This window comes from Streptomyces sp. NBC_00203 (assembly GCF_045206325.1).
GTDB lineage: Bacteria > Actinomycetota > Actinomycetes > Streptomycetales > Streptomycetaceae > Streptomyces > Streptomyces lutosisoli.
In genome coordinates this window covers 4,862,417-4,885,479 of the sequence record NZ_CP108126.1, presented here as the reverse complement: position 1 = coordinate 4,885,479, position 23,063 = coordinate 4,862,417, and the positions used below count along the sequence as shown (strand labels likewise).

The window sequence follows — 23,063 nt, the reverse complement described above, 5'->3', positions numbered from 1 at the left end:
GGCCCGGCTGCCCCGGCGGTCACGCCGCCGTGGCGTCGGCCGTCACCGCTATCTGGTCCAGCAGCGTCTCGTACGCCGCGCGGTCGAACTCGCCCGCCACGGGCGTCAGTACGGTCGCCGCGGACAGGGCCACGGCCCGGGCCAGGCGCTCCGGCCACGGCAGGTGCTCCACCAGCCCCGACAGCAGGCCCGCGACCGCCGAGTCGCCCGCGCCCGTCGGATTGCCGTGCACGCGGCGCGGTGGGGTGGCCCGCCAGCGGCCTTCCGCGTTCGCCGCGAGGAGGCCCTCCGCGCCCAGGGAGGCCACGACCGTGTGCGCGCCGCGCCTGCGGGCGTCCCGGGTGGCCTGCGACGGGTCGTGGGAGCCGGTGAGTTCGGCGAGTTCGTCGGCGTTCGGCTTCACGATGTCGGGGCGGGCCGCGACCCCGCGGCGCAGCGGTTCGCCGCTGGTGTCCAGCAGCACCGGGACCGCCGACGCGCGGGCGGCCCGTATGAGCTGGGCGTAGGCGCCGACCGGCACGCCCGGGGGCAGGCTGCCGCACAGGGCCACCGCCGAGGCGGAGCGCAGCAGATGCTCGTACGCCTCCTGGAAGGCCGACCACTCGGCCGGCGTGATCGCCGGTCCCGGCTCGTTCAGCTGAGTCGTGTCACCGGTCGCCGTGTCGACGACGGCTATCGTGCGGCGCGTCGATCCCGTCACCGGGACCAGCGCGTCCACCAGGCCCGGCGTGTACGTGAGTTGGTCCTGCACCGCGCGGCCCGTCGCGCCGCCCGTGAAGCCCGTGACCGTCACCTCGTGGCCGAGGGCGGCGAGCACCCGGGCCACGTTCAGGCCCTTGCCGCCCGGGCGTTCGGTCACCTCGGTCACCCGGTGCGAGGTGTGCGGCCGCAGTGACCGTACGTGATAGGTGAGGTCGAGAGCGGTGTTCAGTGTGACCGTGAGGATCACCTGGGCCGACCTCCCCCGAAGAGAATCATCAAGTGGACGCTCGGTGTGCGGCGGAACGCGCTGACCGGTTGTCCGGTTGTCCGGAGGCTCGATCATGTCAAAGACAACGGCGGTCGGCCCAGTCCCGCGGGCCAACCGCCGTGCTTGAACAGTCGATTGTTGTACGTCGGTAGCCATTCGCCGTACGTCGGCAAGGGGCCAATCAGCCCAGTTGGGGCTCAACCACCCATTCGCCCCTGCGCATGACGCCCTTGATTTCGAAGTCGGCGTCGAGAAGCACCAGGTCGGCGTCCTTGCCCGGCTCCAGGGAGCCCACCTTGTCGTCCATGCCGAGCAGGCGGGCGGGGTTGGCGGAGAGGGCCGCCACGACGTCCTCGACCGGCAGCCGGTCGATCGTCACCGCGCGCTTGAAGGCGCGGTCGAGCGTGAGCGTCGAGCCCGCGATCGAACCGCCCTCCACCAGGCGGGCGACGCCGTCCGCGACCTCGACCTCCAGCGGGCCGAGCATGTAGCGGCCGTCGCCGAAGCCCGCCGCGTCCATGGCGTCGGTGATGAACGCGACCCGGCCGGCGCCCGCGTGATGGAACGCCAGCTCCAGGGAGGCGGGGTGCAGATGCGTGCCGTCGTTGATCAGCTCGACCGTGATCCGCTCGTCCTCCAGGAGGGCCGCGATCGGACCGGGCGTGCGGTGCCCGAGCGCCGGCATCGCGTTGAACAGGTGCGTCGCCACGGTCGCGCCCGCGTCGATGGCCTTCTGCGTCTGCTCGTACGTCGCGTCGGTGTGCCCGATCGCCGCGATCACCCCGTGCTCGGCCAGCAGGCGTACGGAGGCGATGCCGCCCGGCAGTTCGGTGGCGAGCGTCACCATCTTGGCCCGGCCGCGCGCCGCGTCGATCAGCTTGCGGACCTCCGCCGGATCCGGGTCGCGCAGCAGCTCCTCGGAGTGCGCGCCCTTGCGGCACGGCGAGATGAAGGGGCCTTCGAAGTGGATGCCCGCGATGTCGCCCTGCTCGGCCAGCTCGGACAGCAGCCCGGCGCGCTGGGCGAGGCCGTCCATGTCGCCGGTGACGGTGGAGGCGACGACCGTCGTGGTGCCGTGCAGCCGGTGCGTGTGGACGCCCTTGAGGACTTCCTCGACGGTCCCGGAGGTGAAGGAGGCGCCGCCGCCGCCGTGGTTGTGGAGGTCGACGAAGCCGGGGACCAGCCAGTGGCCCCGTACGTCGATGGTCTCCGCGTCGGCGGGACCGCTCCCGGCGATCCGCGTGCCCTCGACGATCACGCGGCCGCCGTCCACGATCCCGGTGGGCAGGACCACCCGGGCGCCGGCGAGAACCTTTCTAGGGGCCATCAGGTGGTTACCTCCGAGCGGTCGGTGATGTCGGTTTCGAGTAGATCCCAGGCCAGCAGCCCCGCGCCCAGGCAGCCGGCCGTGTCGCCGAGGGCCGCCGGGACGATGGCCGGCAGCTTCTGGAAGGTGACGCGCCGCTCGACGGCGGCCCGCAGCGGTGTGAACAGGGTCTCCCCGGCCTCCGCCAGGCCGCCACCGATGATCAGGGTGCGCGGGTCCAGCAGAGTGAGCGCGGTGACGAGCCCGTCGGCGAGCGCGTCGACGGCCTCCTGCCAGACCCGTACGGCGCGGGGGTCCCCGGAGTCGACCGCCTTCGCGCAGTCCGCCGCGTCCGCCTCCGGATCGCCGGACGCCTCCGCCCAGGCCTGGCTGACGGCCGCCGCGGACGCGTACCGCTCCAGACAGCCGTGCTGCCCGCACGGACACGGGGTCCCTCCGGGGCGTACGACGATGTGGCCGATCTCGCCCGCGAAGCCGTGTGCGCCCTCCTCGACGCCGCCGTCGATGCCGATGGCGCCCGCGATCCCGGTGCCGAGCGGGACGAACAGGAACCGGTCAGCCCCCTGCCCCGCGCCGATCCGGCCCTCCGCGAGCCCGCCCGTGCGCACGTCGTGCCCGAGCGCGACGGGTATGCCGCCCAGCCGGTCGCCGAGCAGCCGGCGCAGCGGGACGTCGCTCCAGCCGAGGTTGGCCGCGTACACCGCGATGCCGTGCGCGGCGTCGACGATGCCGGGGACGGCGACTCCGGCGGCGACGGCGGGCCCGCCGAGGTGCTCCGCGCCGTACGCGCGCAGCTCGGCGGCGAAGCCGAGGATCGTCTCGACGACGGCCTGCGGACCGCGCTCCCGGCCGGTCGCCCGGCGTGCCTGGTAAAGCAGGTCGCCGTCGGCGCCCACGAGGGCGGCCTTCATCCCGGTGCCGCCCACATCGAGGGCGATGACATGTCTCACGGGGGACAGTGTCGCCCCTTACCCCAGGAGAGGTCTAGTCCACTCACGTGGTGTAGACCTTATATCCGCATGCCGAGACGGATGCAACGGACGCACAAGCAAATGCGGCCAGGTCGGCCAGGGGTCGGCGCGTGCTGGCCGGGGGTTGGGAGACAGAGCAGTGCAGCGGCGTAGGACAGGACTGATCGCGATGGCGCTTGCCATGGGCATGACAGCAACACTCGCGGGCTGCGGCAGTTCGGACGGTTCTTCGGAGGTGACCCTCAAGCTGGTGGCCGCCGACTACGGCGACTCCTCGGCCAACAGCTCCCAGAAGTACTGGGACAAGCTGGTCAAGGAGTACGAGGCGGACCACCCGGGGGTCAAGGTCGAGGTCAGCGTCTACTCCTGGACCGACGTCGACCGCAAGGTCAAGGAGATGGTCGCGGCGGGCCACGCGCCCGACATGGCGCAGATCGGCGCGTACGCCGACTACGCAGCGAAGGGGCAGCTCTACAAGGTGGATGACCTGCTCTCCATACCCGTCGAGGCCAACTTCGTACCGCAGCTCACGGACGCGAGCCAGACCCAGTACGGCATGCCGTTCGCGTCCTCCACGCGGCTGCTCTTCTACAACAAGACGCTGTTCTCCGAGGCCGGCCTCACCCCGCCGCAGAGCTGGAGCGAGCTCGCCGCCGACGCCAAGGTGCTCAAGGCCAAGGGCGTCAAGTTCCCCTACGCGCTGCCGCTCGGGCCCGAGGAGGCGCAGGCCGAGACGATGCAGTGGCTGCTGAGCGGCGGTGGCGGGTACACCGACGACGTCGGCGCCTACGCCATCGACTCGGCGGAGAACATCAAGACGTTCACCTGGCTCAGGGACGAACTGGTCGGCAAGGGGCTCACCGGGCCCGTCGCTCCCGCGAAGCTGAACCGTGCGGACGCGTTCGAGGCGTTCGCGCGCGGCGAGGTCGGGATGCTCAGCGGGCACCCCACGCTGATGCAGATGGCCGCCAAGAAGGGCGTGAAGTTCGGCATGGTGCCGATGCCCGGCATCGACGGCAGGACCAAGGCCACGATGGGTGTCGCCGACTGGATGATGGCCTTCAAGAAGAACGGCCACGGCAAGCAGGTCGGCGACTTCCTCGACTTCGTCTACAACGACAAGAACGTGCTCGCCTTCTCCCACGAGTACGACCTGCTGCCGGTCACCTCGTCCGCGTCCGACACGATGGCCGGCGACCAGGACGACCAGGACCTCGCCCCGTTCCTGGACGAGCTCCCCTCCGCCGAGCTGTACCCCGTCGGCAAGACGTCCTGGGCCAAGATCAGCGCCGACATCAAGGAGCAGATCGCCAAGGCCGTGAGCTCTGGTGGCAGCCCGACCGGGGTTCTCGGCTCGCTCCAGAACGAGGGGATCATGGCGGACAGCGCGGGGTGACGCTGTCAGTGGCGGGGGCTACGGTGCTGTCCATGGGCATGGAGGACCTCACGTCGCGGGAGCAGGGGATTCTTGCCATGGAGCGCCGCGGGTTCCCTGGGCCGGGGGCCAAGGAGCGCGCGATCCGGGAGCAGCTCGGCCTGCCCCCTATCCGCTACTACCAGCTCCTCAACGCCCTCCTCGACGACCCCAGGGCCCTCGCCCACGACCCGATAACGGTGAACCGCCTCCGCAGGGTCAGAGACTCCCGCCGGGGAGAACGCTGAGGAGTTTCTCGCCCCCGCCGCCCCTACCCGTCCCATCCTCCAGGGGCTCCGCCCCTTCGACCCCGTTCGGTTGTGGGTCGGCTGCGGGTGGGTGGGGGCTGGTCGCGCAGTTCCCCGCGCCCCTGACGGCTCGGGGCTGAGCCCCTTCGCCCCCGGCCCGCCCCCGGCTCGCCCCCGGTCTTTTGTCTTTTGTCTTTAGGGGCGCGGGGAACTGCGCGACCAGCCCCCACCCACCCGCAGCCGACGAACCACCCCCGGCAGGGAACCGCGCCGATAGGGTCGGCACATGGGCAGCCATGCGGAATCCACGGACTCCTTGCCGACACCCGCGACGCCCGCGGGACGCGACGGCCTCGACGCCATCCTCGCGCGGCCCGCAAGGGCAGTGATCGCACTCGACTTCGACGGAACACTCGCCCCGATCGTCCCCGACCCGGAACAGGCCCGCGCCCACCCCGCCGCGGTCCCCGCCCTCGCCACCCTCGCCCCCAAGGTCGCCTCCGTCGCCGTAGTCACCGGCCGCCCGGCCGGCGTAGCGGTCCGCCACGGCGGGTTCGCGGGCGTACCGGGCCTGGAACACCTCGTCGTCCTCGGCCACTACGGCGCCGAACGCTGGGACGCCGTGAGCGGCACGGTCAACGCCCCCGCCCCGCACCCCGGCGTCGCCGCCGTCCGCGCCGAGCTGCCCGGATGCCTCGACAGGATCGGCGCCTGGCAGGGCACCTGGATCGAGGAGAAGGGCCGCGCCATGGCGGTGCACACGCGCCGCGCGTCCGACCCCCAGGCCGCCTTCGAAGCCCTGCGCGAACCCCTCACCGACCTGGCCACCCGCCACGGCCTGATCGTCGAACCGGGGCGGATGGTCCTGGAGTTGCGCCCGCCGGGCATGGACAAGGGGGTCGCCCTCCTGGAGTACGTCCGCGAGATCGGCGCCGAATCCGTCCTCTACGCCGGCGACGACCTGGGCGACCTGCCCGCCTTCGCCGCCGTCGACAAGCTCCGCTCCGACGGCATCCCCGGCCTCCTTGTCTGTAGCGGCAGCTCCGAGGTCGCCGAACTCGCCGACCGGGCCGACCTGGTGGTGGACGGCCCGGCCGGTGTCGTACGACTGCTGTCCGCGCTCGCGGCTCAACTGGATTGACTGGGCTGACTGGCGCCTGTGTCGGCGGACCGCTCAGGCCTCCAGCTCGTGCAGCTGCTCCAGGAACCATTGGGCCGGCGGCAGAGCGGTCGCCGCGGCGGCCAGCCGCTTGGTGCGCTCGGCCCGTTCGTGCGGCGGCATCGACAACGCCTCGTGCAGCGCCCGCGCGGTGCCGATGACGTCGTACGGGTTCACGACGAGCGCGTCCTCGCCGAGCTCCTCGTACGCCCCCGCCTCCCGCGACAGCACCAGCGCGCACCCCTCGTCGGAGACGACCGGCACCTCCTTGGCGACGAGGTTCATGCCGTCCCGGATGGGGTTGACGAGGGCCACGTCGGCGAGCCGGTACGCGGCCAGCGAGCGCGCGAAGTCGTCCTTGACGTGCAGCACCACCGGGGTCCAACCCGGCGTCCCATAACGGGAGTTGATGTCGTCCGCGACCCGCTGCACCTCGGCCGTGTAGTCCCGGTAGACGGCGAGATCCTGGCGGGACGGGTAGGCGAACGCGACGTGCACGACCCGCTCGCGCCACTCCGGGTGATCGTCGAGCAGCTGCCGGTACGCCAGCAGCCCGCGCACGATGTTCTTCGACAGCTCGGTCCGGTCGACCCGGACGATCGTCTTCCGGCCCTCGCCGATCTGTTCGCGCAGTGTCACCATCCGCTCGGCGACGTCCGCCTCGTTCGAGCGGCGCCGCAGGAAGTCGGCGTCCGCGCCGAGCCCGTGCACCCCGACGCGGGTGTCGCCGAGCCCGCCGACGAGCTCGTCGGCGCACGCGGTGAACGCGTCCGCCCAGCGGCGGGTGAGAAACCCGAGCCGGTCCGCGCCCAGCATCCCGCGCAGCACCTGCTCGGAGATGTCGTCGGGCAGCATCCGGAAGTAGTCCACCGGCGCCCACGGAGTGTGCGAGAAGTGCCCGATCCGCAGGTCGGGGCGCAACTCGCGCAGCATCCCGGGGACGAGGGTCAGGTGGTAGTCCTGTACGACGGCCACGGCACCCTGAGCCGCGTCCTCCGCCAGCGCCTCCGCGAACGCCCGGTTGTACGCCTCGTACGACGCCCACTGGCGCCGGAACTCCGCGTCGAAGACCGGCTCCAGCGGCGTCTGGTACAGCATGTGGTGGACGAACCAGAGCACGGAGTTCGCGATGCCGTTGTACGCGTCGGCGTGCACGGTGGCGTCGATGTCCAGCATCCGTACGCCGTCCTCGCCCACCCCGCGCCGCACCGCCTCGCGGTCACCGTCGCCGAGTGCCGAGCACACCCACTGGGCGCCCGCGTCCGGGCCGATCGCGGACAGGCCCGAGACCAGCCCGCCGCCGCCGCGCTTGGCTTTCAGCGAGCCGTTCTCGTCGACCTCGTAGGTGATCGGGCCGCGGTTGGACGCGACCAGGATGCGGTGGGCGCCCTGCGTTTTTCCGCCCTGCGTTGAAGCCATGCCTCGAAATCTAGCCCCCCGCCTAAACGCTCAAACGTTCACTTCGGCCGTATGCGACCCGCGGGCCGGTGGGGGCTGGTCGCGCCCCGCGGCGGAGCCGCAAATGTCACAGCCCCGCGCCCCTGACGGGGCCCGGTCTACGCGGCCCTTCGTTTCCTGTACTCGGCGATTTCGGACATCGGGGGGCGTTCCTCCGTGTCCACCGAGTACGTGCGCGGCTCGAAACCCTCCTTGCCGCGCTCGAACTGGGTGAGGGACGGGCGGATCATGTGGCCGCGGGCCAGCCTCAGCTGGGCCGTGCGGTAGATCGCGGCGGACATGCGGCCCAGCGCCTGGCCGTCCTGGTGGCGGTGTTTGCGGACGCCGACGTCGACCTGGGCGAGGGCGTCCAGGCCCACGAGGTGCAGGGCGTCGACGAGCATGCCCAGCTCGACGCCGTACCCGACGGGGAACGGCAGCTGTTCGAGCAGGGAGCGGCGGGCCGCGTACTCGCCGCCGAGCGGCTGCACGAAGCCCGCGAGCTGCGGCCAGTGCATGTTCAGCAGGGGGCGCGCCATGAGTTCGGTGACCCGGCCGCCCTGGCCCGCCGCCCCGCCCAGCGGTCTGTCGTACATGGCCTTGACCAGGTCCACGCCCGGGTCGGTGAGCAGCGGGCCCACGATCCCGGAGACGAAGTCGGACGAGAATTCCTTGAGGTCCGCGTCGATGAAGCAGACGATGTCCCCGCTCGTCACGAGCAGCGACCGCCACAGGACCTCGCCCTTGCCGGGCACGGTCGGGATCCGCGGCAGGATCTCGTCGCGGTGCACGACGCGCGCGCCCGCGGCGGCGGCGACCTCGGAGGTGCGGTCGGTCGAGCCCGAGTCGACGACGACGATCTCGTCGACGAGGGGCACCTGCTGCATCAGGTCGTGGCGGATGACGGCGACGATCTCGCCGACCGTCTCCTCCTCGTTGAGGGCGGGCAGCACTACGCTGACCGTCGATCCTGAGGTGCGTTTGGCGGCCATGAGCTTGTGGAGCGGGCGGTCGGTAACGGACCAGGAGCGTGTGCTCAGCCAGCGCTCGACTTCTTCCAGCACAGGCGGCTCCTCACTGTCTGATCACCCGGTGTCTCACGGTGTGATCCATCTCGCGGTTCGGACGACTATCTCAACTGTCCTGGCCTTCGGTTACAGTCTTGAACAACGCGGATGACCATCGCATGTCCTGGATCATCAGCCCGTACTGTGTTCAACAGTTCAACAATCAAATACCGCTCATCCAGAGGGGCAGAGGGATACGGCCCGATGAAGCCCCGGCAACCCTCCAGCCGGTCTCGTACGACTACGTTGTCGTCGCGAGGCTCCCGGCTCGGGAAGGTGCCAAATCCGTCTCACGGCGAAGTGCGCTGTGAGGAAGATGAGGAGAAAGGGCCTCGCCTCCATGGCTGCGCAGACAGTTGCAAGCACCACGAACACCGGAATCTCCGCCGACTCGGCCAACTCCGTGGACCTCGGTCCGGCCGCCGCGCTTTCCTGCCGCGAGTGCGGTCACCGCGTCCCGCTCGGCCCGGTCTTCGCCTGCGAGGAGTGTTTCGGCCCGCTGGAGATCGCGTACGACTTCTCGGCCTACGAAACCGAAGAACTCCGCAAGCGCATCGAAGCGGGTCCCGCGAACATCTGGCGTTACGCGCCCCTCCTGCCCGTCCCCGCGGACGTCGCCGAGAAGCCGAACATCAACCCCGGCTGGACCAAGCTCGTCCAGGCCGACAACCTCGCGCGCGAGCTCGGTGTCGACGCCGGCAAGCTCTTCGTGAAGGACGACTCCGGCAACCCGACGCACTCCTTCAAGGACCGTGTCGTCGCCCAGGCCATCGAGGCCGCCCGCGCCTTCAACTTCACCACCCTCTCCTGCTCCTCCACCGGCAACCTCGCCGGCGCGGTGGGTGCCGCCGCCGCCCGCGCCGGCTTCCGCTCCTGCGTGTTCATCCCGCACGACCTGGAGCAGGGCAAGATCGTCATGGCCGCGATCTACGGCGGTGAGCTCGTCGGCATCGAGGGCAACTACGACGACGTGAACCGTTTCTGCTCCGAGCTGATCGGCGACCCCGCCGGCGAGGGCTGGGGCTTCGTCAACGTCAACCTGCGGCCGTACTACGCGGAGGGGTCCAAGACCCTCGCGTACGAGATCTGCGAGCAGCTCGGCTGGCGGCTCCCCGACCAGCTGGTGATCCCGATCGCCTCCGGCTCCCAGCTCACCAAGGTCGACAAGGGCCTCCAGGAGCTGATCAAGCTCGGGCTCGTCGAGGACAAGCCGTACAAGATCTTCGGCGCCCAGGCCGAGGGCTGCTCGCCGGTGTCCGTCGCCTACAAGGCCGGCCACGACGTCGTACGCCCCCAGAAGCCGAACACCATCGCCAAGTCCCTGGCCATCGGCAACCCGGCGGACGGGCCGTACGTGCTGGATATCGCGCGGCGGACGGGTGGGGCCGTGGAGGATGTGAACGACGAGCAGGTGGTCGAGGCGATCAAGCTGCTGGCGCAGACCGAGGGCATCTTCGCGGAGACGGCGGGCGGTGTGACGGTCGGCGTGACGAAGAAGCTGATCGAGAACGGGCTGCTGGACCCGACGCTGACGACTGTTGTGCTGAACACCGGCGATGGTCTCAAGACGTTGGATGCGGTGGCCGGTACGGGGCTCACCGCGACGATTCGCCCCAACCTGGAGTCGTTCCGCGAGGCCGGCCTCGCATAGCCGTTTTCGTCTGCGGGCCGGTAGGGGCTGGTCGCGCCCCGCGGCGGAGCCGCATATCGATGCAGTCCCGCGCCCCTTTGGGGCGCTCCACCTGACCGGAGGTCACAAGGCATGAGCGTCAACGTTCGCATCCCCACCATCCTGCGCACCTACACCGGCGGCAAGGCCGAGGTGAGTGCCGAGGGTGGGACTCTCGCCGAGGTCATCGCCGACCTGGAGAAGAACCACACGGGTATCGCCGCGCGCGTGCTGGACGACCAGGGCAAGCTGCGCCGCTTCGTCAACGTGTACGTCAACGACGACGACGTGCGGTTCGAGCAGGGGCTGGAGACGGCTACGCCGGACGGTGCGGGCGTCTCGATCATCCCGGCCGTCGCCGGAGGCTGATCGCTACCCTCGGTAACGCCGAATACGCAGTGTTCATCGAATTGCCCTCTCCGTGAGAGAAACGGAGGGGGCAATTCTGCATGGTTGAGCGGGGTACAGTTGGGGAACCCGCTTCGCTATTCATGCCGGACGCATATGAGTACCTGTGCGAGACCCGACAAGAAGTAGCCAAAGTGCCCCATCTTTTTGAGCCTTTTATGGCATATACGGGGCCCGACTTGCCCTGAATCTTCGCGAGTCCTCCGCATTTTCCCGATCGGCGATGCCCAGAATTCTCGTCCGATTGACCTGTTGCAGACGGCAGTTGGACAGATACATTCAGCCGCGGTCGACGCGTTCCGGCGCACACCCCCAATCGTTGGGGGGTGAGGTCTGACCCGGATCCGCGAAGTGTGGATCTGTGCAAGGGCCAGTAATAGGGGAGTTAGGCATGGCTCAGGGCACCGTCAAGTGGTTCAACGCGGAGAAGGGGTACGGCTTCATCGCGGTCGACGGTGGTGCGGACGTCTTCGTGCACTACAGCGCGATTCAGATGGACGGCTACCGCACCCTTGAAGAGGGTCAGCGAGTGGAGTTCGAGATCTCGCAGGGCCAGAAGGGTCCGCAGGCGGACATGGTCAAGCTCGCCGTCTGATCCGGCGCGATCGGCCACCGACGCACTCACGCCGAGGGGCCCGCATCCCACCTGGGATGCGGGCCCCTCGTGCGTGTCCGGTCATGTCCTGCGGCCCCTTCTCGTTCGTGAGAGGCGCTTGCACTCGCAGGGGTCGAGTGCTAATCATTGGCGTTAGCACTCTCCCAGTGAGAGTGACAGAACTTGGATCGGGCCAGTGAGGTCCGCAGGCCGGTGGGGCAAGGAACCACAAGGGCTGCAGGCCGTCCGTCGCGGGCGCGGGCGCGATCCGGAGCAATCCACCCCGTCCGGGAGGACCACTTCACATGGCCAAGATCATCGCGTTCGACGAGGAGGCACGGCGCGGTCTCGAGCGCGGGATGAACCAGCTCGCCGACGCCGTCAAGGTCACCCTTGGCCCCAAGGGCCGGAACGTCGTCCTCGAGAAGAAGTGGGGCGCCCCCACGATCACCAACGATGGTGTTTCCATCGCCAAGGAGATCGAGCTCGAGGACCCGTACGAGAAGATCGGCGCCGAGCTGGTCAAGGAAGTCGCCAAGAAGACGGACGACGTCGCTGGTGACGGTACGACCACGGCGACCGTTCTCGCCCAGGCGCTCGTCCGCGAGGGCCTGCGCAACGTAGCCGCCGGCGCCAACCCGATGGCTCTCAAGCGCGGTATCGAGAAGGCCGTCGAGGCCGTCTCCGGTGCCCTCCTTGAGCAGGCCAAGGATGTCGAGACCAAGGAGCAGATCGCTTCCACGGCCTCCATCTCCGCCGCCGACACCCAGATCGGCGAGCTCATCGCCGAGGCGATGGACAAGGTCGGCAAGGAAGGCGTCATCACCGTCGAGGAGTCCCAGACCTTCGGTCTGGAGCTGGAGCTCACCGAGGGTATGCGCTTCGACAAGGGCTACATCTCGGCGTACTTCGCCACCGACATGGAGCGTATGGAGGCCGTCCTCGACGACCCGTACATCCTGATCGCCAACTCGAAGGTCAGCAACGTCAAGGACCTGCTGCCGCTTCTCGAGAAGGTCATGCAGTCCGGCAAGCCGCTGCTGATCATCGCCGAGGACGTCGAGGGCGAGGCCCTGTCGACCCTGGTCGTCAACAAGATCCGTGGCACCTTCAAGTCCGTCGCCGTCAAGGCCCCGGGCTTCGGTGACCGCCGCAAGGCCATGCTCGGCGACATCGCCATCCTCACGGGCGGCGAGGTCATCTCCGAGGAGGTCGGCCTCAAGCTGGAGAACGCGGGCATCGACCTGCTCGGCCGCGCCCGCAAGGTCGTCATCACCAAGGACGAGACGACGATCGTCGACGGCTCGGGCTCGGCGGACCAGGTTGCCGGTCGCGTCAACCAGATCCGTGCCGAGATCGAGAACTCGGACTCGGACTACGACCGCGAGAAGCTCCAGGAGCGCCTGGCGAAGCTGGCCGGCGGCGTGGCCGTCATCAAGGCCGGTGCCGCCACCGAGGTCGAGCTCAAGGAGCGCAAGCACCGCATCGAGGACGCCGTTCGCAACGCGAAGGCGGCCGTCGAGGAGGGCATCGTCGCCGGTGGTGGCGTGGCCCTCATCCAGGCCTCCGCGGTGTTCGAGAAGCTGGAGCTCGAGGGTGACGAGGCGACCGGCGCCAACGCCGTGCGTCTCGCCCTGGAGGCCCCGCTCAAGCAGATCGCCGTCAACGGTGGTCTCGAGGGTGGCGTCGTCGTCGAGAAGGTCCGCAACCTGCCCATCGGTCACGGCCTGAACGCCGCCACCGGTGAGTACGTGGACATGATCGCCGAGGGCATCATCGACCCGGCGAAGGTGACGCGCTCTGCCCTGCAGAACGCCGCCTCCATCGCCGCGCTGTTCCTCACCACCGAGGCCGTCATCGCCGACAAGCCCGAGAAGGCCGGCGCGGCCGCCCCGGGCGGCATGCCGGGCGGTGACATGGACTTCTGATCGACTCGGCCTCAACGGCCCTGGTTGATCTCTGTCCTTACGTTCCGAGGGCGGTACCCCCACTCCCAGGGGGTGCCGCCCTCGGGCGTGTCCGGGGTCACAGAGGAGAGCGGTGGGGCGGCGGAATGCCCTGGTGGACGAGACGGTTGACGTTCACGGATGGTCGATGCACATGCACATACCGTCCGGAATCCCCGACACATCCGAATCCCCGTCTGCTCGATGTCTGATGGACCTCTCCGAGGAGCCCCGTACGTGACTGCCACCGCCCCCGCCTCGCGCGCCGCCGAGATCCTTTCCCGCCCCGTCACCCTGAACGGCCTGACCGTCCCCAACCGGATCGTGATGGCGCCGATGACCCGGGCGTTCTCGCCGGGCGGTGTCCCCGGCGACGACGTGGTCTCGTACTACGCCCGCCGCGCCGCCGCGGGCGTGGGCCTCATCGTCACCGAGGGCACGTACGTGGGCCACGACTCGGCCGGGCAGAGCGACCGCATCCCGCGCTTCCACGGTGAGGAGCAGCTCGCGGGCTGGGCGAAGGTCGCCGACGCCGTGCACGCGGCGGGCGGGAAGATCGTGCCGCAGCTGTGGCACATCGGCATGGTGCGCGAGGCGGGCCAGCCGCCGTTCGCCGAGGCCCCCGCGGTCGGCCCCTCCGGCCTGCGCATCGGTGCCACCGAGGCCACCGGCAAGGCCATGACCCAGACCGACCTGGACGACGTCATCGCGGCGTTCGCCGAGGCCGCGGCCGCCGCCGAGCGCATCGGCTTCGACGGCGTGGAGATCCACGGCGCCCACGGCTACCTGCTCGACCAGTTCCTGTGGGAGGGCACCAACCGCCGCACGGACGCGTACGGCGGTGACCTCGTGGCCCGTACGAAGTTCGCGGCGGAGATCGTCGCCGCGGTGCGTGCCGCGGTCTCGCCGTCCTTCCCCGTCATCTTCCGCTACTCGCAGTGGAAGCAGGAGGCGTACGGTGCCCGGCTCGCCGAGACGCCGGAGGAGCTGGAGGCGATCCTCGCCCCGCTCGCCGCGGCCGGGGTGGACGCCTTCCACGCCTCGACGCGACGCTACTGGCTGCCGGAGTTCGAGGGTTCCGACCTCAACCTCGCGGGCTGGACGAAGAAGCTGACCGGCAAGCCCACCATCACCGTCGGCTCGGTCGGGCTGGACGGCGACTTCATCAAGGGCTTCATGGGGGAGGGGTCCCCGGTCAAGAGCATCGACGACCTCCTCGACCGCCTGGACCGCGACGAGTTCGACATGGTCGCCGTCGGCCGCGCCCTGCTCCAGGACCCGGAGTGGGCGGCGAAGGTCCTCGACGGACGCTTCGGTGACCTGGCGCCGTACGACGCGGCAGCACTCCGCACCCTGAGCTGACCCAAAAAAAGATTGCGCAGTTCCCCGCGCCCCTTAAGGGGCGCGGGGAACTGCGCGAGCAACCCCCACCGTCCCGCAGACGACACACAACCCAACGGAACGGCTGACCCCCTCCCCAAAGTTTCCCTTGCTTAAGTCAATCAATTGGGCTTATGGTTGAGTAAGTCAAGCAACCTTGCTCGCCCCGGAGGCCCCGCCATGTCCGAAGCCCTTGCCCGACCCGCCGACGCCGGCGGAGCCGCCCCGGTGCGGTCGAACGCCATGGTGGCGGTGCTGGCCTTCGCCGGAATCGTCGTCTCGCTGATGCAGACCCTGGTGATCCCGATCGTCCCGGAGCTGCCGAAGTACCTGGACGCCTCCGCGTCGAACACGGCGTGGGCGATCACGGCCACCCTGCTCGCCGCCGCCGTGGCCACCCCGGTCGCGGGCCGCCTCGGCGACATGTTCGGCAAGCGCCGCATGCTGCTGGTCAGCCTCGTCCTGCTGGTGTCCGGCTCGGTGGTCGCCGCGCTGAGCGAGTCCCTGGTCCCGATGATCATCGGCCGGACCTTGCAGGGCCTCGCGGCCGCCGTCGTCCCGCTCGGCATCAGCATCATGCGCGACAACCTGCCCGCCGAGCGCCTCACCGGCTCCACCGCCATCATGAGCGCCTCCCTCGGCGTCGGCGGCGCCCTGGGCCTGCCCTCCGCCGCGTTCATCGCCGACAACTTCAGCTGGCACGTCCTGTTCTGGACCTCGGCCGCCCTCGGCGTCGCAGCGCTCGTGCTGGTTCTCGTCATCGTGCCCGAGTCGAAGGTCCGCACCGGCGGCCGCTTCGACCTGCTCGGCTCGGCCGGTATGGCCGTCGGCCTGGTCTCCCTGCTCCTTGCCGTCTCCAAGGGCGCCGACTGGGGCTGGGGCAGCGGCACCACCCTCGGCCTGTTCGCGGTCGCGGTCGTCGTCCTGCTGGTGTGGGGCTGGTACGAGCTGCGCACCGCCCACCCGCTGGTCGACCTGCGCACCACCGCCCGCCGTCAGGTCCTCTTCACCAACCTCGCCTCGATCGCCTTCGGCTTCTCGATGTTCGCGATGTCCCTGGTCCTGCCGCAGCTGCTCCAGCTGCCCGAGCAGACCGGCTACGGCCTCGGCCGGTCGATGATGACCGTCGGCCTGGTCATGGCCCCGCAGGGCCTGGTCATGATGGCCATGGCGCCGCTGTCCGCCGCCATCTCCAAGACCAAGGGCCCGAAGGCCACCCTGATGCTCGGCGCGCTCATCGTCGCCGCGGGCTACGGCCTCAACATCGTGCTGATGTCCGAGATCTGGCACCTCGTCCTGGTGTCCTGTGTCATCGGCGCCGGCGTCGGCTTCGCCTACGGTGCGATGCCCGCCCTGATCATGGGCGCCGTGCCCGCCTCCGAGACGGCCGCGGCGAACAGCCTCAACACCCTGATGCGGTCCATCGGTACCTCGGTCGCCAGCGCGCTCGCCGGCGTGATCCTGGCGCAGATGACCACCAGCTTCGGCGGCTCCGCCCTGCCGTCGGAGAACGGCTTCAAGATGGTCATGGCACTCGGCGCGGGTGCGGCGCTCCTCGCCTTCGTCCTCGCGTCCTTCCTGCCGCGCCAGCGGGCGGCGGGTGCCGCGCAGGCGGCGCCGGCGGCCGGGGGGTCTGGGGAGCAGGCCGAGGTCGCGGAGGTTTCCGGGGTGAAGGCGTAAGCGTCTTCGGTCGTTGATCCCAGGGCGGTCGCCCTTCCGCTTCTCGCGGGGGGAGGCCGCCCTGGGGTTTTGCTTCACTCAGTCGGCGTAGTCCTTGAGCTTCTCGGTGTTCAGGGTGAAGTTCACGGGGGAGGGGAGCTCGATGACAGCCCCGTACGGATAGCGGGGGTTCTGCTGGTACGTCCCGCTCTTCGTCGGCTCGCTGTACACGGTGAGCGTGTCGTTGTCCCGGTCGATGAGGAGGTAGACGGGGATGCCGGCTTCCGCGTAACCGCGGACCTTGTCGATGCGGTCGCGCCGGTCGGTGTCGCGGTCGCGGGAGGTGACCTCGACGACCATCGGAACGCCCTTCGGGTCGGCCCAGTCGCCCTCCTGGGCGATGAAGTGATCGAGCGGCGCCAACGCGGCGTCGGCAGAGGCGTGGCCCTTGCGGTAGGCGCCGACCTTGAGACCTTGTTCGGGGTACAGGGCCAGTTCGGGACGCTCCTGCATGAACAGCCGGATCAGCCACATCACAACGGCCCGGTGGCGCTGGTCGGGCATCGGCTTGACCTCTAGCTTTCCGTCGATGAGTTCGAGCTTGACGCCCTCGGGGGCCCTGCGGGCGAGTTCTTCGAAGTCCTCGATCTCGATGTGGTCGCCCTTGACGTACAGCCGTCCGTCGAGGAATTCGAGCTCGACGTTCTTCGGGGCCTTGCCGGCCAGCTCTTCGAAGTCGTCCGTGGACATCTGCGGGCGCCTGGTGCCAAAGGTCATCGTGGTGTCGCCTCCTTCCCACCATGGTGCCCCGGCTGTGTCCTTCCGGACCGTTGGAGCCGTCATACGCGCGGCCTTTCACTTCGGTCGAGCATCGCCGCGCGGGTCGCGGCGGCGTGGGCGTGCACTGCGGCGGACGTCAGCGGGGCGGTCGGACGCGAGGCTGCTTCGCCCCGGCACGCGCCGCAGATGCCGCCCGGCAGCGCCTCCGGTCGCCCCGGGATGCCGCACTTCGCGCACTCCAGTACGCGGAGCGGAGGGCGGGGCGCGGGCTCTGGCGGCCGCTTGCTGGTCAGGCGCCTGCGGACCAGCGCCGCCGGGCTGTGCACCGGGACCGGGAGACCTGCGGTCAGGGCATGCAGTACGGCCTCGTCGGTGGCTCCCCGCGCGAACCAGTCCGCGACCAGCGGGGCCAGTTCCGCGCAGTCGGCGTGCGACAGGGACAGAGCGGGAGTCGTACGGCCGAGGGCCGCGAGCAGGATGTACGCCCGGGAGCGCGTCGGGCGCCGGCGTTCCGAAGGCTCCTGCGGTACGTCGCCCCGCGTGAACGCCGCCCACCAGTCGTCGTCCCGCGCCGTTCGCGAGAACCACGTTCGGGTGATCCAGCGCGGGCTGCCCGAGTCGGCCAGATGTTCGCGGCCCCGGCGCAAGTGCCCTGCCCGGTGGAGGTTGTTGAGGGCCGTGCGTAAGGCGCATTGGCCGTACGGGAGGTGCTTGGCCAGCGTTTTTACGGAGATGTCGGCGCCGCCGGGGAGGCGGTCGATGTACGCGGCGATGGCTGCTTCGCGGGGCGGGAGGTGTGCGAAGTCGTGCTGGGTGCGGGGGAGTTGGTCCGGGGCGTTGAGCTTTCCGTAGCCCGGATTGGCCAGAGGGTGGGGGAGGGCGTGCGCAGAGCGGGGGGCAGCACTAGGCCGTGTCCGGCGGATCTTGTGACTGCCGCAGCCTTGGTTCGTTGGCATGCTCATGGGGCGCGGAGATCTCACAAATGAAGAATGGGCCCGGCTGAAGCCGCATCTGCCGAAGTCCGGTCAGCGCGGGGGCCGTTGGGAGAGCCATCGCAGGGTGATCAACGGGATTCTGTTCCGGCAGCGCACCGGGGTACCGTGGCGGGATCTGCCTGCGCGTTTCGGTCGGTGGAAGACCGTGTACGAGCGGCATCGGCGCTGGTCAGCGGATGGCACATGGGACAAGCTCTTCGCGGCTGTCCTCGCCGATGCTGACGCGGAAGGCCGCATCGACTGGTCCATGGTGAGCGTGGACTCCACCTCCTGCCGGGCCCACCAACACGCTGCGGGAGCACGTAAGAAACCCCCGCGGCTTCCGGGAAAAGACACACGCCCCTGCAGCACCGCCCCGATGAGGGCCTGGGACGCTCACGGGGCGGCCTGACCTGCAAGATCCACCTTGCCGGTGAGGGCGGACGCCGCCCACTCGCCTTGCTGATCACCCCGGGGCAGTGGGGCGACGCTCCGCAGCTCATCCCGGTCATGGAGCGTGTCCGTGTCGCCCGCCGGGATGGCGGGCGACCGCGGACTCGGCCTGGCCACCTCGGCGGAGACAGGGCTTACTCATCCCGCCGCAACCGCCGCTACCTGCGGCGACGCCAGATCAAGCACACGATCCCCGAACCGAAGAACCAGCGGGCCAACCGACAGCACAAAGGCAGCAAGGGCGGTCGGCCCGCTGGCTTCGACAGGACGATCTACAAACGCAGGAACGAGGTGGAGTGGACGATCAATGCCCTTAAGAGCTTCCGGGCTGTGGCGACGAGGTTCGACAAACGCGCCTACGTCTTCTACGGCACCGTCACCGTTGCCTCGATCCGACTTTGGCTCCGGTCGTGACCCACCGGAGAGACCTAGTAGTACCCCTTCGCCCCGTCAAGCAGCTCCCTCACGATGTCCGCGTGCCCCGCGTGCCGTCCGGTCTCCTCGACGAGATGGATGAGCACCCAGCGGAGGTCGGCGTTGCCGGAGCGGCAGTCGGGGTGGCGGCCGACGTCATCCAAAGCGGCCGCGGCCACGATCTCGTTGCTTCGAGCGTACTGGGCCTCGTACGACGCACACGCGCGGCCGGGAGTGCGCCCCATCGCTTCGAGGGAACCGGATGCGCACCACCGGCCGTCGTTCAGGCCCGGGTGTAGCCGCCGTCGACGAAGAGTTCGGCGCCGGTGACGAACGACGAGGCGGCCGAAGCCAGGAAGAGGGCGGCCTCGGCGATTTCCTCGGCGTCGGCCAGCCGCCCCAGTGGCACGACGGCCTCGGCGAACCGGTCGACGTCCGGCCCCGCGGCGCGCAGCAGGGCAGGGGTCCGCGTGGGTCCCGGGCTGAGGACGTTGACCCGGAATCGACGCTCTCGCGATTGCCGGGCCCAGTTGTGCACGAGGTTGCTCAACGCTGCCTTCGAGGCGCTGTAGACCTCGAGGTGCTCATTGGGGCGCACGCTGTTGCTTGAGCCGATGACCAGGATGGAGGCGTTCTCCGCCAGCAGCGGAAGCGCCTTCTGGACGGTGAATAGTGGGCCCTTGACGTTGACGGCGAGTGTCAGGTCGACGTTCGCCTCGGTGTGGGCGCCGAGCGCGGCGTCCGCGACGATTCCCGCGTTGGCCACCAGCACGTCGATGCGTCCGGCCTCCTCGCGGACTCGCGCGTAGAGCGCGTCCAGGTCGGCCAGGACCGAGACGTCGGATCGTACGCCGGTGGCCGCAGGACCCATCTCCTTGACTGCCGCTTCGAGGCGGTCGATGTCCCGGCCGGTCACGAAGACCCGTGCGCCCTCCCGGACGAAGCGGTGGGCGATGGCCAGCCCGATCCCGCTGGTCCCTCCGGTGATCACGGCCACCTTCTCGTGCAGCACGCCTGGCATGTCGAACCCCTTCAGTTGTGGAATGGATCGTCCATAACGTAGCCAGTAATGGACGATCGAGTCAAGAATGGATAGGCTGAGACCATGCCGAGACCACGCGCATTCGACGAACGCCAAGTCCTGGAGCGGGCCCGGGAACAGTTCTGGGCGACCGGCTATGCAGGAACCCGGATGGACGACATCGCCCAGGCGACCGGCCTGGGCAAGGGCAGCCTGTACGGCGCATTCGGCGACAAGGGCAAGCTGTTCCACCGTGTGTTTGGCGACTGGTGCACCGCAGTCGTTGAGGTGGCCGAAGGGCGGCTGGCAGGTGGCCCGGACGCAGAGGCCTTGGCCCGGCTGTCGGGATACGTGCACCTAATGGCGGAGAACACCGCCTCCGACACCGAGCGCCGCGGGTGCCTGTTGGCCAAGGGCGCGGCGGAACTGGCCCAGCACGATCCGACGGTCGCCGGACGGTCGGCCGAGACCATGACGGCACTGCTGACCCTGCTGCGGACGGAGATCAGCGCCGCCCAGCGCCACGGCGACATCGATAGCGCTGCGGATCCGGAGCGGTTGGCGGCACTGCTGCTGACGGTGGTCCGCGGTATCGAGGCGGTAGGCAAGGCCGGCCTGGACCCGGAGACGCTGCGGAACATTGCAGACACCGCACTGGCAGTCCTGCCCATGCCCGAGGGGCAGAAACGCCTCGCAACCGGGCGCAGTCCGGCCCGCAAAAACTAACTTGGTGCCAACACGGCCACATGATCCGCCGGACAGTGCCTAAAGTTGGCTTCAGCCACGGGATCGCCTTTTCCGATCTCGGAGGTCAAGCCCCCGCAGGTGTTGGTAGCACCTGGCGGGGGCTGTTCGTTATGCGGGCACGCTAGCTCCTCGTCACTGTGCGTGGCAAGCCGATCGCGTCAAGTCAACTCGCAGGGAGGGAGGGCGGGTTGAGGCCCGCCTCCCGTTCCTTGAAAAGAGGGCTCGGAGCTGGGGGCTTGAGCTTCGGGCGGTCTGTCGTCAGCCTCGGATCATCCGCAGCCGCCGTCGGTGACGTCGATGGAGAGCTTCGCGCTCACGCTCGCGTTCGGCTCGTTGAATTGCGTCGCGATGACCTGCATGCAGAACTTCGCGTCCGTTCCGTCGCCGGTGACCGTGTAGTCGTACGGGCCTGTGGAGACCCTGACTCCGTACGACGGTCCCTTTCCGGTCTGTTCCACGGCGCCCTTGATGGTCTCGCCGTAGCCCAGGTACGCGTCGGTGTACTGCGGTTCCTTCTCCAGGTCCTGCGCCGCCTGGTGCACCGCCGAGCGCAGCTCGCCCTCACTCCAGCTGGTGTCCGGGTGGGACGAGCTTGCCCGGAGGTAGTACATGCCGCCCGCCGCGAAGAGCAGCGAGCCGATGATCAGGACGAGGCCCAGGGGGTTGTTCGGGTTGTAGACGTACCGGTTCGTGCCCCACTTGCTTCTGACGAAGACCGGTTCGTCGTCACGGGGGCTGCCGCTCAATGGGCCGCCTGGGCCGAGTCTTTGACGTCCGCGATGAATGCGGCCCAGGCGGCGGTCCGGAACGCGAGCTTCGGGCCGTGGGGGTTCTTGGAGTCGCGGACGGGGATGAGGGTGGGGTGCCCGTCGGCGACCTCCAGGCAATCGTTGCCGCCGCCCCCGCTGTACGTCGACTTGCGCCAGCGGGCGACTTCAAGGCAGTTGCTCCCGCCGCCCCCGCTATAGCTGGACTTGTGCCATATGGCCGTGCTCAGGTCGTAGTCAGGGAAGTTCCACATGGCTGTAATCCTGCGCCAGTGCCTCGATCAGGGCCAGGGACTTCTGCGGGGAGAGGGCCGAGGCGGTGAGGAGTTCATAAGCGAGCTTGTGCTGCTTGACGGTGGCCGGGTCGTCCTCCAGCCGCCCGGTGCCGACCCCTTCGAGGTAGACCAGCGGAGGGGCGTCCTCGAACTCCATCAGCTTCAGCGAGCCGTCCATCGAGGTGTGCGCTCCCACGCTGAACGGCAGCACCTGCACGATGACCCGGTTTCGGTGGGCCAGACCGGCGACGTGGCGCAGGGCCTCCGCCATCACCGCGCGGCCACCCGTTTCCCGGCGTAGCGCTGCCTCGTCAAGCACCGCCCACAACAACGGCTTTGTTGGGTTGTTGAGAAGGCGGGTCCGCTCCATCCGGCCATCCACCCACTCGTCGATCACCTCCTCCGGTGCCGTCGGCGCGTAAGCGCGATTTACGGCCCGTGCGTACGCCGGTGTCTGGAGTAGCCCTGGGATCAGCAGCGGCGCGTACTGCCGGATTGCCGTTGCGAACGTCTCCGCCTCCGCCGCCTCCGCGAACTGCTCGAGATAGCGAGACTTGGCCGCGGCCCCGCAGTTACGCGTGAAGAAGTCCTCCGTACCCAGGACTTCGTCCAGCATCCGTGCGTACTCCGGCTGCATCCGCCGGGTGCCCGCTTCCAACTGGCCGATGAACGAGCCGCTGACGAACAGTCGCCCGCCCAGCTCTTCCTGGCTGAGGCCCGCCTTCTCGCGGGCGTGGCGCAGCTCGGCGCCCAGCAGGGCGCGTGGCGACGAGGACGGATCGAGATCCTTCGGGCCTGACATGGCAACTCCCTGTCACACAGGTGGGGTTGTTGGGACGCCATCTCTGGCCAGGTTAGACAGCAGATCGCCACGCTGTGTGTGAAATAGGAACACTCAGCGTGGAGGGAACAGGGCAATGGAGATGACGTCGAGTAAGCGGGTGCGGCCCACCGAGGAGATCGTCGAGGAGTTGCGCGCAGCCCTCGTCGGGGTCGGCGTCGTGCTGCCGTCGCTGCGGGTCGACCCGGTCACCGGCGTGAGCGACGAACCCTTCGCCCTGGTCGCGCTCGGCCGCTGCAACGTGGGCACGGCGCAGAAGCTGACCGCAGTGCTGCGCGGGGTGGCCGCCGGAGGTGACTCGTGACCGAGGAGTACGTGATCGACGTACGGGACGGGCGGCTCGGCCAGGTCATGGGGCGCGAGGGCGGTTACGTACAGTTGCGACCCCTGGGCGGTGGCCTTGAGTGGGACTGTCCTGCGGACGCGCTCGGCGAGGCGCCGCCGGGTGACGTGCTGCGGGCGCGGGTCCGGCGGCTCAACGCGGAGGGGCGGCTGCCGTGAGCCGGCGTTCGCGCCAAGGGTCGGTGATTGGCAGATCCGT

The 23,063-nt window shown here is 69.4% G+C and carries 24 protein-coding genes, 1 pseudogene and 1 riboswitch; of the genes and pseudogenes, 13 read left to right on the top strand and 12 right to left on the bottom strand.

Features of this window, described 5'->3' with window-relative positions:
• Positions 1 to 19: 19 nt before the first annotated feature.
• From OG975_RS21855 to OG975_RS21845, 3 genes are all read right to left on the bottom strand, one after another.
• A complete protein-coding gene (locus OG975_RS21855; RefSeq protein WP_406331011.1) occupies positions 20 to 949 on the bottom strand; it encodes a 1-phosphofructokinase family hexose kinase in 930 nt (309 codons plus the stop codon).
• A gap of 202 nt (positions 950 to 1,151) precedes the next feature.
• Positions 1,152 to 2,297 carry an N-acetylglucosamine-6-phosphate deacetylase gene (nagA, locus tag OG975_RS21850; RefSeq protein ID WP_406331010.1) on the bottom strand — a complete coding sequence of 382 codons (1,146 nt, stop codon included), beginning with the start codon at positions 2,295 to 2,297 and terminating at the stop codon, positions 1,152 to 1,154.
• Positions 2,297 to 3,247: an ROK family protein gene (locus tag OG975_RS21845; RefSeq protein WP_406331009.1), complete on the bottom strand. Its 951-nt coding sequence runs from the start codon at positions 3,245 to 3,247 to the stop codon at positions 2,297 to 2,299. The genes nagA and OG975_RS21845 overlap by 1 nt, the downstream gene beginning before the upstream one ends.
• A 202-nt stretch (positions 3,248 to 3,449) precedes the next feature.
• Between OG975_RS21845 and OG975_RS21840 the strand changes: the two genes are divergently transcribed.
• The 3 genes from OG975_RS21840 to otsB all read left to right on the top strand — a co-directional run bounded on the left by OG975_RS21840 (position 3,450) and on the right by otsB (position 6,071).
• Positions 3,450 to 4,664 carry an ABC transporter substrate-binding protein gene (locus tag OG975_RS21840; RefSeq protein ID WP_406331008.1) on the top strand — a complete coding sequence of 405 codons (1,215 nt, stop codon included), beginning with the start codon at positions 3,450 to 3,452 and terminating at the stop codon, positions 4,662 to 4,664.
• 32 nt (positions 4,665 to 4,696) lie between these two features.
• Positions 4,697 to 4,930 (top strand): DUF3263 domain-containing protein, encoded by a 234-nt coding sequence (locus tag OG975_RS21835; RefSeq protein WP_406336399.1) that lies wholly within the window; start codon positions 4,697 to 4,699, stop codon positions 4,928 to 4,930.
• A 286-nt stretch (positions 4,931 to 5,216) separates the two neighbouring features.
• On the top strand, positions 5,217 to 6,071 hold the full coding sequence (gene otsB / locus OG975_RS21830; protein WP_406331007.1) for a trehalose-phosphatase: 855 nt from the start codon (positions 5,217 to 5,219) through the stop codon (positions 6,069 to 6,071).
• Positions 6,072 to 6,104: 33 nt separating this feature from the next.
• Here otsB and OG975_RS21825 read toward each other — a convergent pair whose 3' ends face one another.
• Both OG975_RS21825 and OG975_RS21820 read right to left on the bottom strand, forming a co-directional pair.
• A complete protein-coding gene (locus tag OG975_RS21825) occupies positions 6,105 to 7,508 on the bottom strand; it encodes a trehalose-6-phosphate synthase (protein ID WP_406331006.1) in 1,404 nt (467 codons plus the stop codon).
• Positions 7,509 to 7,645: 137 nt separating this feature from the next.
• Positions 7,646 to 8,590, bottom strand: a complete 945-nt coding sequence (locus tag OG975_RS21820; protein WP_327429711.1) for a glucosyl-3-phosphoglycerate synthase — start codon at positions 8,588 to 8,590, stop codon at positions 7,646 to 7,648.
• A 174-nt stretch (positions 8,591 to 8,764) separates the two neighbouring features.
• Positions 8,765 to 8,916, top strand: a riboswitch (SAM riboswitch).
• A 17-nt stretch (positions 8,917 to 8,933) separates the two neighbouring features.
• Between OG975_RS21820 and thrC the strand changes: the two genes are divergently transcribed.
• The 6 genes from thrC to OG975_RS21790 all read left to right on the top strand — a co-directional run bounded on the left by thrC (position 8,934) and on the right by OG975_RS21790 (position 16,271).
• Entirely contained in the window at positions 8,934 to 10,244 is a 1,311-nt protein-coding gene (gene thrC, locus OG975_RS21815) for a threonine synthase (protein WP_406331005.1), read from the top strand.
• Between the two features lie 111 nt (positions 10,245 to 10,355).
• Entirely contained in the window at positions 10,356 to 10,631 is a 276-nt protein-coding gene (locus tag OG975_RS21810; protein WP_327429709.1) for a MoaD/ThiS family protein, read from the top strand.
• Positions 10,632 to 11,061: 430 nt separating this feature from the next.
• Complete coding sequence (locus tag OG975_RS21805) at positions 11,062 to 11,265, top strand: cold-shock protein (RefSeq protein ID WP_005315736.1); 204 nt, start codon at positions 11,062 to 11,064, stop codon at positions 11,263 to 11,265.
• Positions 11,266 to 11,570: 305 nt separating this feature from the next.
• The gene (groL, locus tag OG975_RS21800) at positions 11,571 to 13,193 is read left to right on the top strand and encodes a chaperonin GroEL (RefSeq protein ID WP_330305466.1); all 1,623 of its coding nucleotides are present in this window, start codon (positions 11,571 to 11,573) and stop codon (positions 13,191 to 13,193) included.
• A gap of 255 nt (positions 13,194 to 13,448) precedes the next feature.
• On the top strand, positions 13,449 to 14,573 hold the full coding sequence (locus OG975_RS21795) for an NADH:flavin oxidoreductase (protein WP_406331004.1): 1,125 nt from the start codon (positions 13,449 to 13,451) through the stop codon (positions 14,571 to 14,573).
• Positions 14,574 to 14,771: 198 nt separating this feature from the next.
• Positions 14,772 to 16,271, top strand: a complete 1,500-nt coding sequence (locus OG975_RS21790) for an MFS transporter (protein ID WP_406331003.1) — start codon at positions 14,772 to 14,774, stop codon at positions 16,269 to 16,271.
• Between the two features lie 78 nt (positions 16,272 to 16,349).
• On the opposite strand, the gene OG975_RS21785 is transcribed toward OG975_RS21790, so the two are convergent.
• Both OG975_RS21785 and OG975_RS21780 read right to left on the bottom strand, forming a co-directional pair.
• Complete coding sequence (locus tag OG975_RS21785) at positions 16,350 to 17,027, bottom strand: Uma2 family endonuclease (protein ID WP_406331002.1); 678 nt, start codon at positions 17,025 to 17,027, stop codon at positions 16,350 to 16,352.
• A gap of 62 nt (positions 17,028 to 17,089) precedes the next feature.
• Positions 17,090 to 17,896: a hypothetical protein gene (locus tag OG975_RS21780; RefSeq protein ID WP_406336397.1), complete on the bottom strand. Its 807-nt coding sequence runs from the start codon at positions 17,894 to 17,896 to the stop codon at positions 17,090 to 17,092.
• 94 nt (positions 17,897 to 17,990) lie between these two features.
• Between OG975_RS21780 and OG975_RS21775 the strand changes: the two genes are divergently transcribed.
• Positions 17,991 to 18,871, top strand: a protein-coding gene (locus OG975_RS21775; RefSeq protein ID WP_406336395.1) for an IS5 family transposase whose coding sequence is annotated in 2 segments (ribosomal slippage) — positions 17,991 to 18,351 and positions 18,351 to 18,871 — 882 coding nt in all. Because the reading frame shifts where the segments join, the coding sequence is not laid out codon by codon here.
• 14 nt (positions 18,872 to 18,885) lie between these two features.
• On the opposite strand, the pseudogene OG975_RS21770 reads toward OG975_RS21775, so the two are convergent.
• A pseudogene (locus OG975_RS21770) lies at positions 18,886 to 19,113 on the bottom strand (DUF664 domain-containing protein); the annotation flags it as partial.
• Between the two features lie 41 nt (positions 19,114 to 19,154).
• Positions 19,155 to 19,892, bottom strand: coding sequence for an SDR family NAD(P)-dependent oxidoreductase (locus OG975_RS21765; protein WP_406331001.1), 738 nt, complete (start codon positions 19,890 to 19,892; stop codon positions 19,155 to 19,157).
• An 84-nt stretch (positions 19,893 to 19,976) separates the two neighbouring features.
• On the opposite strand from OG975_RS21765, the gene OG975_RS21760 reads away from it, so the two are divergent.
• Entirely contained in the window at positions 19,977 to 20,618 is a 642-nt protein-coding gene (locus tag OG975_RS21760; RefSeq protein ID WP_406331000.1) for a TetR/AcrR family transcriptional regulator, read from the top strand.
• A 290-nt stretch (positions 20,619 to 20,908) separates the two neighbouring features.
• Here OG975_RS21760 and OG975_RS21755 read toward each other — a convergent pair whose 3' ends face one another.
• The 3 genes from OG975_RS21755 to OG975_RS21745 are packed head-to-tail and all read right to left on the bottom strand — an operon-like array spanning position 20,909 to position 22,483.
• Positions 20,909 to 21,385 (bottom strand): hypothetical protein, encoded by a 477-nt coding sequence (locus OG975_RS21755; protein WP_406330999.1) that lies wholly within the window; start codon positions 21,383 to 21,385, stop codon positions 20,909 to 20,911.
• Positions 21,382 to 21,660 (bottom strand): DUF397 domain-containing protein, encoded by a 279-nt coding sequence (locus tag OG975_RS21750; protein WP_406330998.1) that lies wholly within the window; start codon positions 21,658 to 21,660, stop codon positions 21,382 to 21,384. Before OG975_RS21750 ends, OG975_RS21755 begins: the two co-directional genes overlap by 4 nt.
• Positions 21,644 to 22,483, bottom strand: a complete 840-nt coding sequence (locus OG975_RS21745) for a Scr1 family TA system antitoxin-like transcriptional regulator (RefSeq protein ID WP_406330997.1) — start codon at positions 22,481 to 22,483, stop codon at positions 21,644 to 21,646. Before OG975_RS21745 ends, OG975_RS21750 begins: the two co-directional genes overlap by 17 nt.
• 121 nt (positions 22,484 to 22,604) lie before the next feature.
• Between OG975_RS21745 and OG975_RS21740 the strand changes: the two genes are divergently transcribed.
• On the top strand, positions 22,605 to 22,826 hold the full coding sequence (locus tag OG975_RS21740; RefSeq protein WP_406330996.1) for a hypothetical protein: 222 nt from the start codon (positions 22,605 to 22,607) through the stop codon (positions 22,824 to 22,826).
• Positions 22,823 to 23,023: a hypothetical protein gene (locus tag OG975_RS21735; RefSeq protein WP_406330995.1), complete on the top strand. Its 201-nt coding sequence runs from the start codon at positions 22,823 to 22,825 to the stop codon at positions 23,021 to 23,023. The genes OG975_RS21740 and OG975_RS21735 overlap by 4 nt, the downstream gene beginning before the upstream one ends.
• Positions 23,024 to 23,063 lie beyond the last annotated feature (40 nt).

Excerpts from the sequence above, each read along its gene's own strand:
- nagA (WP_406331010.1), bottom strand. The coding sequence starts at position 2,297 with ATGGCCCCTAGAAAGGTTCTCGCCGGCGCCCGGGTGGTCCTGCCCACC.
- OG975_RS21745 (WP_406330997.1), bottom strand. The coding sequence starts at position 22,483 with ATGTCAGGCCCGAAGGATCTCGATCCGTCCTCGTCGCCACGCGCCCTG.
- thrC (WP_406331005.1), top strand. The coding sequence starts at position 8,934 with ATGGCTGCGCAGACAGTTGCAAGCACCACGAACACCGGAATCTCCGCC.
- groL (WP_330305466.1), top strand. The coding sequence starts at position 11,571 with ATGGCCAAGATCATCGCGTTCGACGAGGAGGCACGGCGCGGTCTCGAG.
- OG975_RS21740 (WP_406330996.1), top strand. The coding sequence starts at position 22,605 with ATGACGTCGAGTAAGCGGGTGCGGCCCACCGAGGAGATCGTCGAGGAG.
- OG975_RS21805 (WP_005315736.1), top strand. The coding sequence starts at position 11,062 with ATGGCTCAGGGCACCGTCAAGTGGTTCAACGCGGAGAAGGGGTACGGC.
- OG975_RS21785 (WP_406331002.1), bottom strand. The coding sequence starts at position 17,027 with ATGACCTTTGGCACCAGGCGCCCGCAGATGTCCACGGACGACTTCGAA.
- OG975_RS21760 (WP_406331000.1), top strand. The coding sequence starts at position 19,977 with ATGCCGAGACCACGCGCATTCGACGAACGCCAAGTCCTGGAGCGGGCC.
- OG975_RS21790 (WP_406331003.1), top strand. The coding sequence starts at position 14,772 with ATGTCCGAAGCCCTTGCCCGACCCGCCGACGCCGGCGGAGCCGCCCCG.
- otsB (WP_406331007.1), top strand. The coding sequence starts at position 5,217 with ATGGGCAGCCATGCGGAATCCACGGACTCCTTGCCGACACCCGCGACG.
- OG975_RS21750 (WP_406330998.1), bottom strand. The coding sequence starts at position 21,660 with ATGTGGAACTTCCCTGACTACGACCTGAGCACGGCCATATGGCACAAG.
- OG975_RS21765 (WP_406331001.1), bottom strand. The coding sequence starts at position 19,892 with ATGCCAGGCGTGCTGCACGAGAAGGTGGCCGTGATCACCGGAGGGACC.
- OG975_RS21840 (WP_406331008.1), top strand. The coding sequence starts at position 3,450 with ATGGGCATGACAGCAACACTCGCGGGCTGCGGCAGTTCGGACGGTTCT.
- OG975_RS21825 (WP_406331006.1), bottom strand. The coding sequence starts at position 7,508 with ATGGCTTCAACGCAGGGCGGAAAAACGCAGGGCGCCCACCGCATCCTG.
- OG975_RS21835 (WP_406336399.1), top strand. The coding sequence starts at position 4,697 with ATGGGCATGGAGGACCTCACGTCGCGGGAGCAGGGGATTCTTGCCATG.
- OG975_RS21810 (WP_327429709.1), top strand. The coding sequence starts at position 10,356 with ATGAGCGTCAACGTTCGCATCCCCACCATCCTGCGCACCTACACCGGC.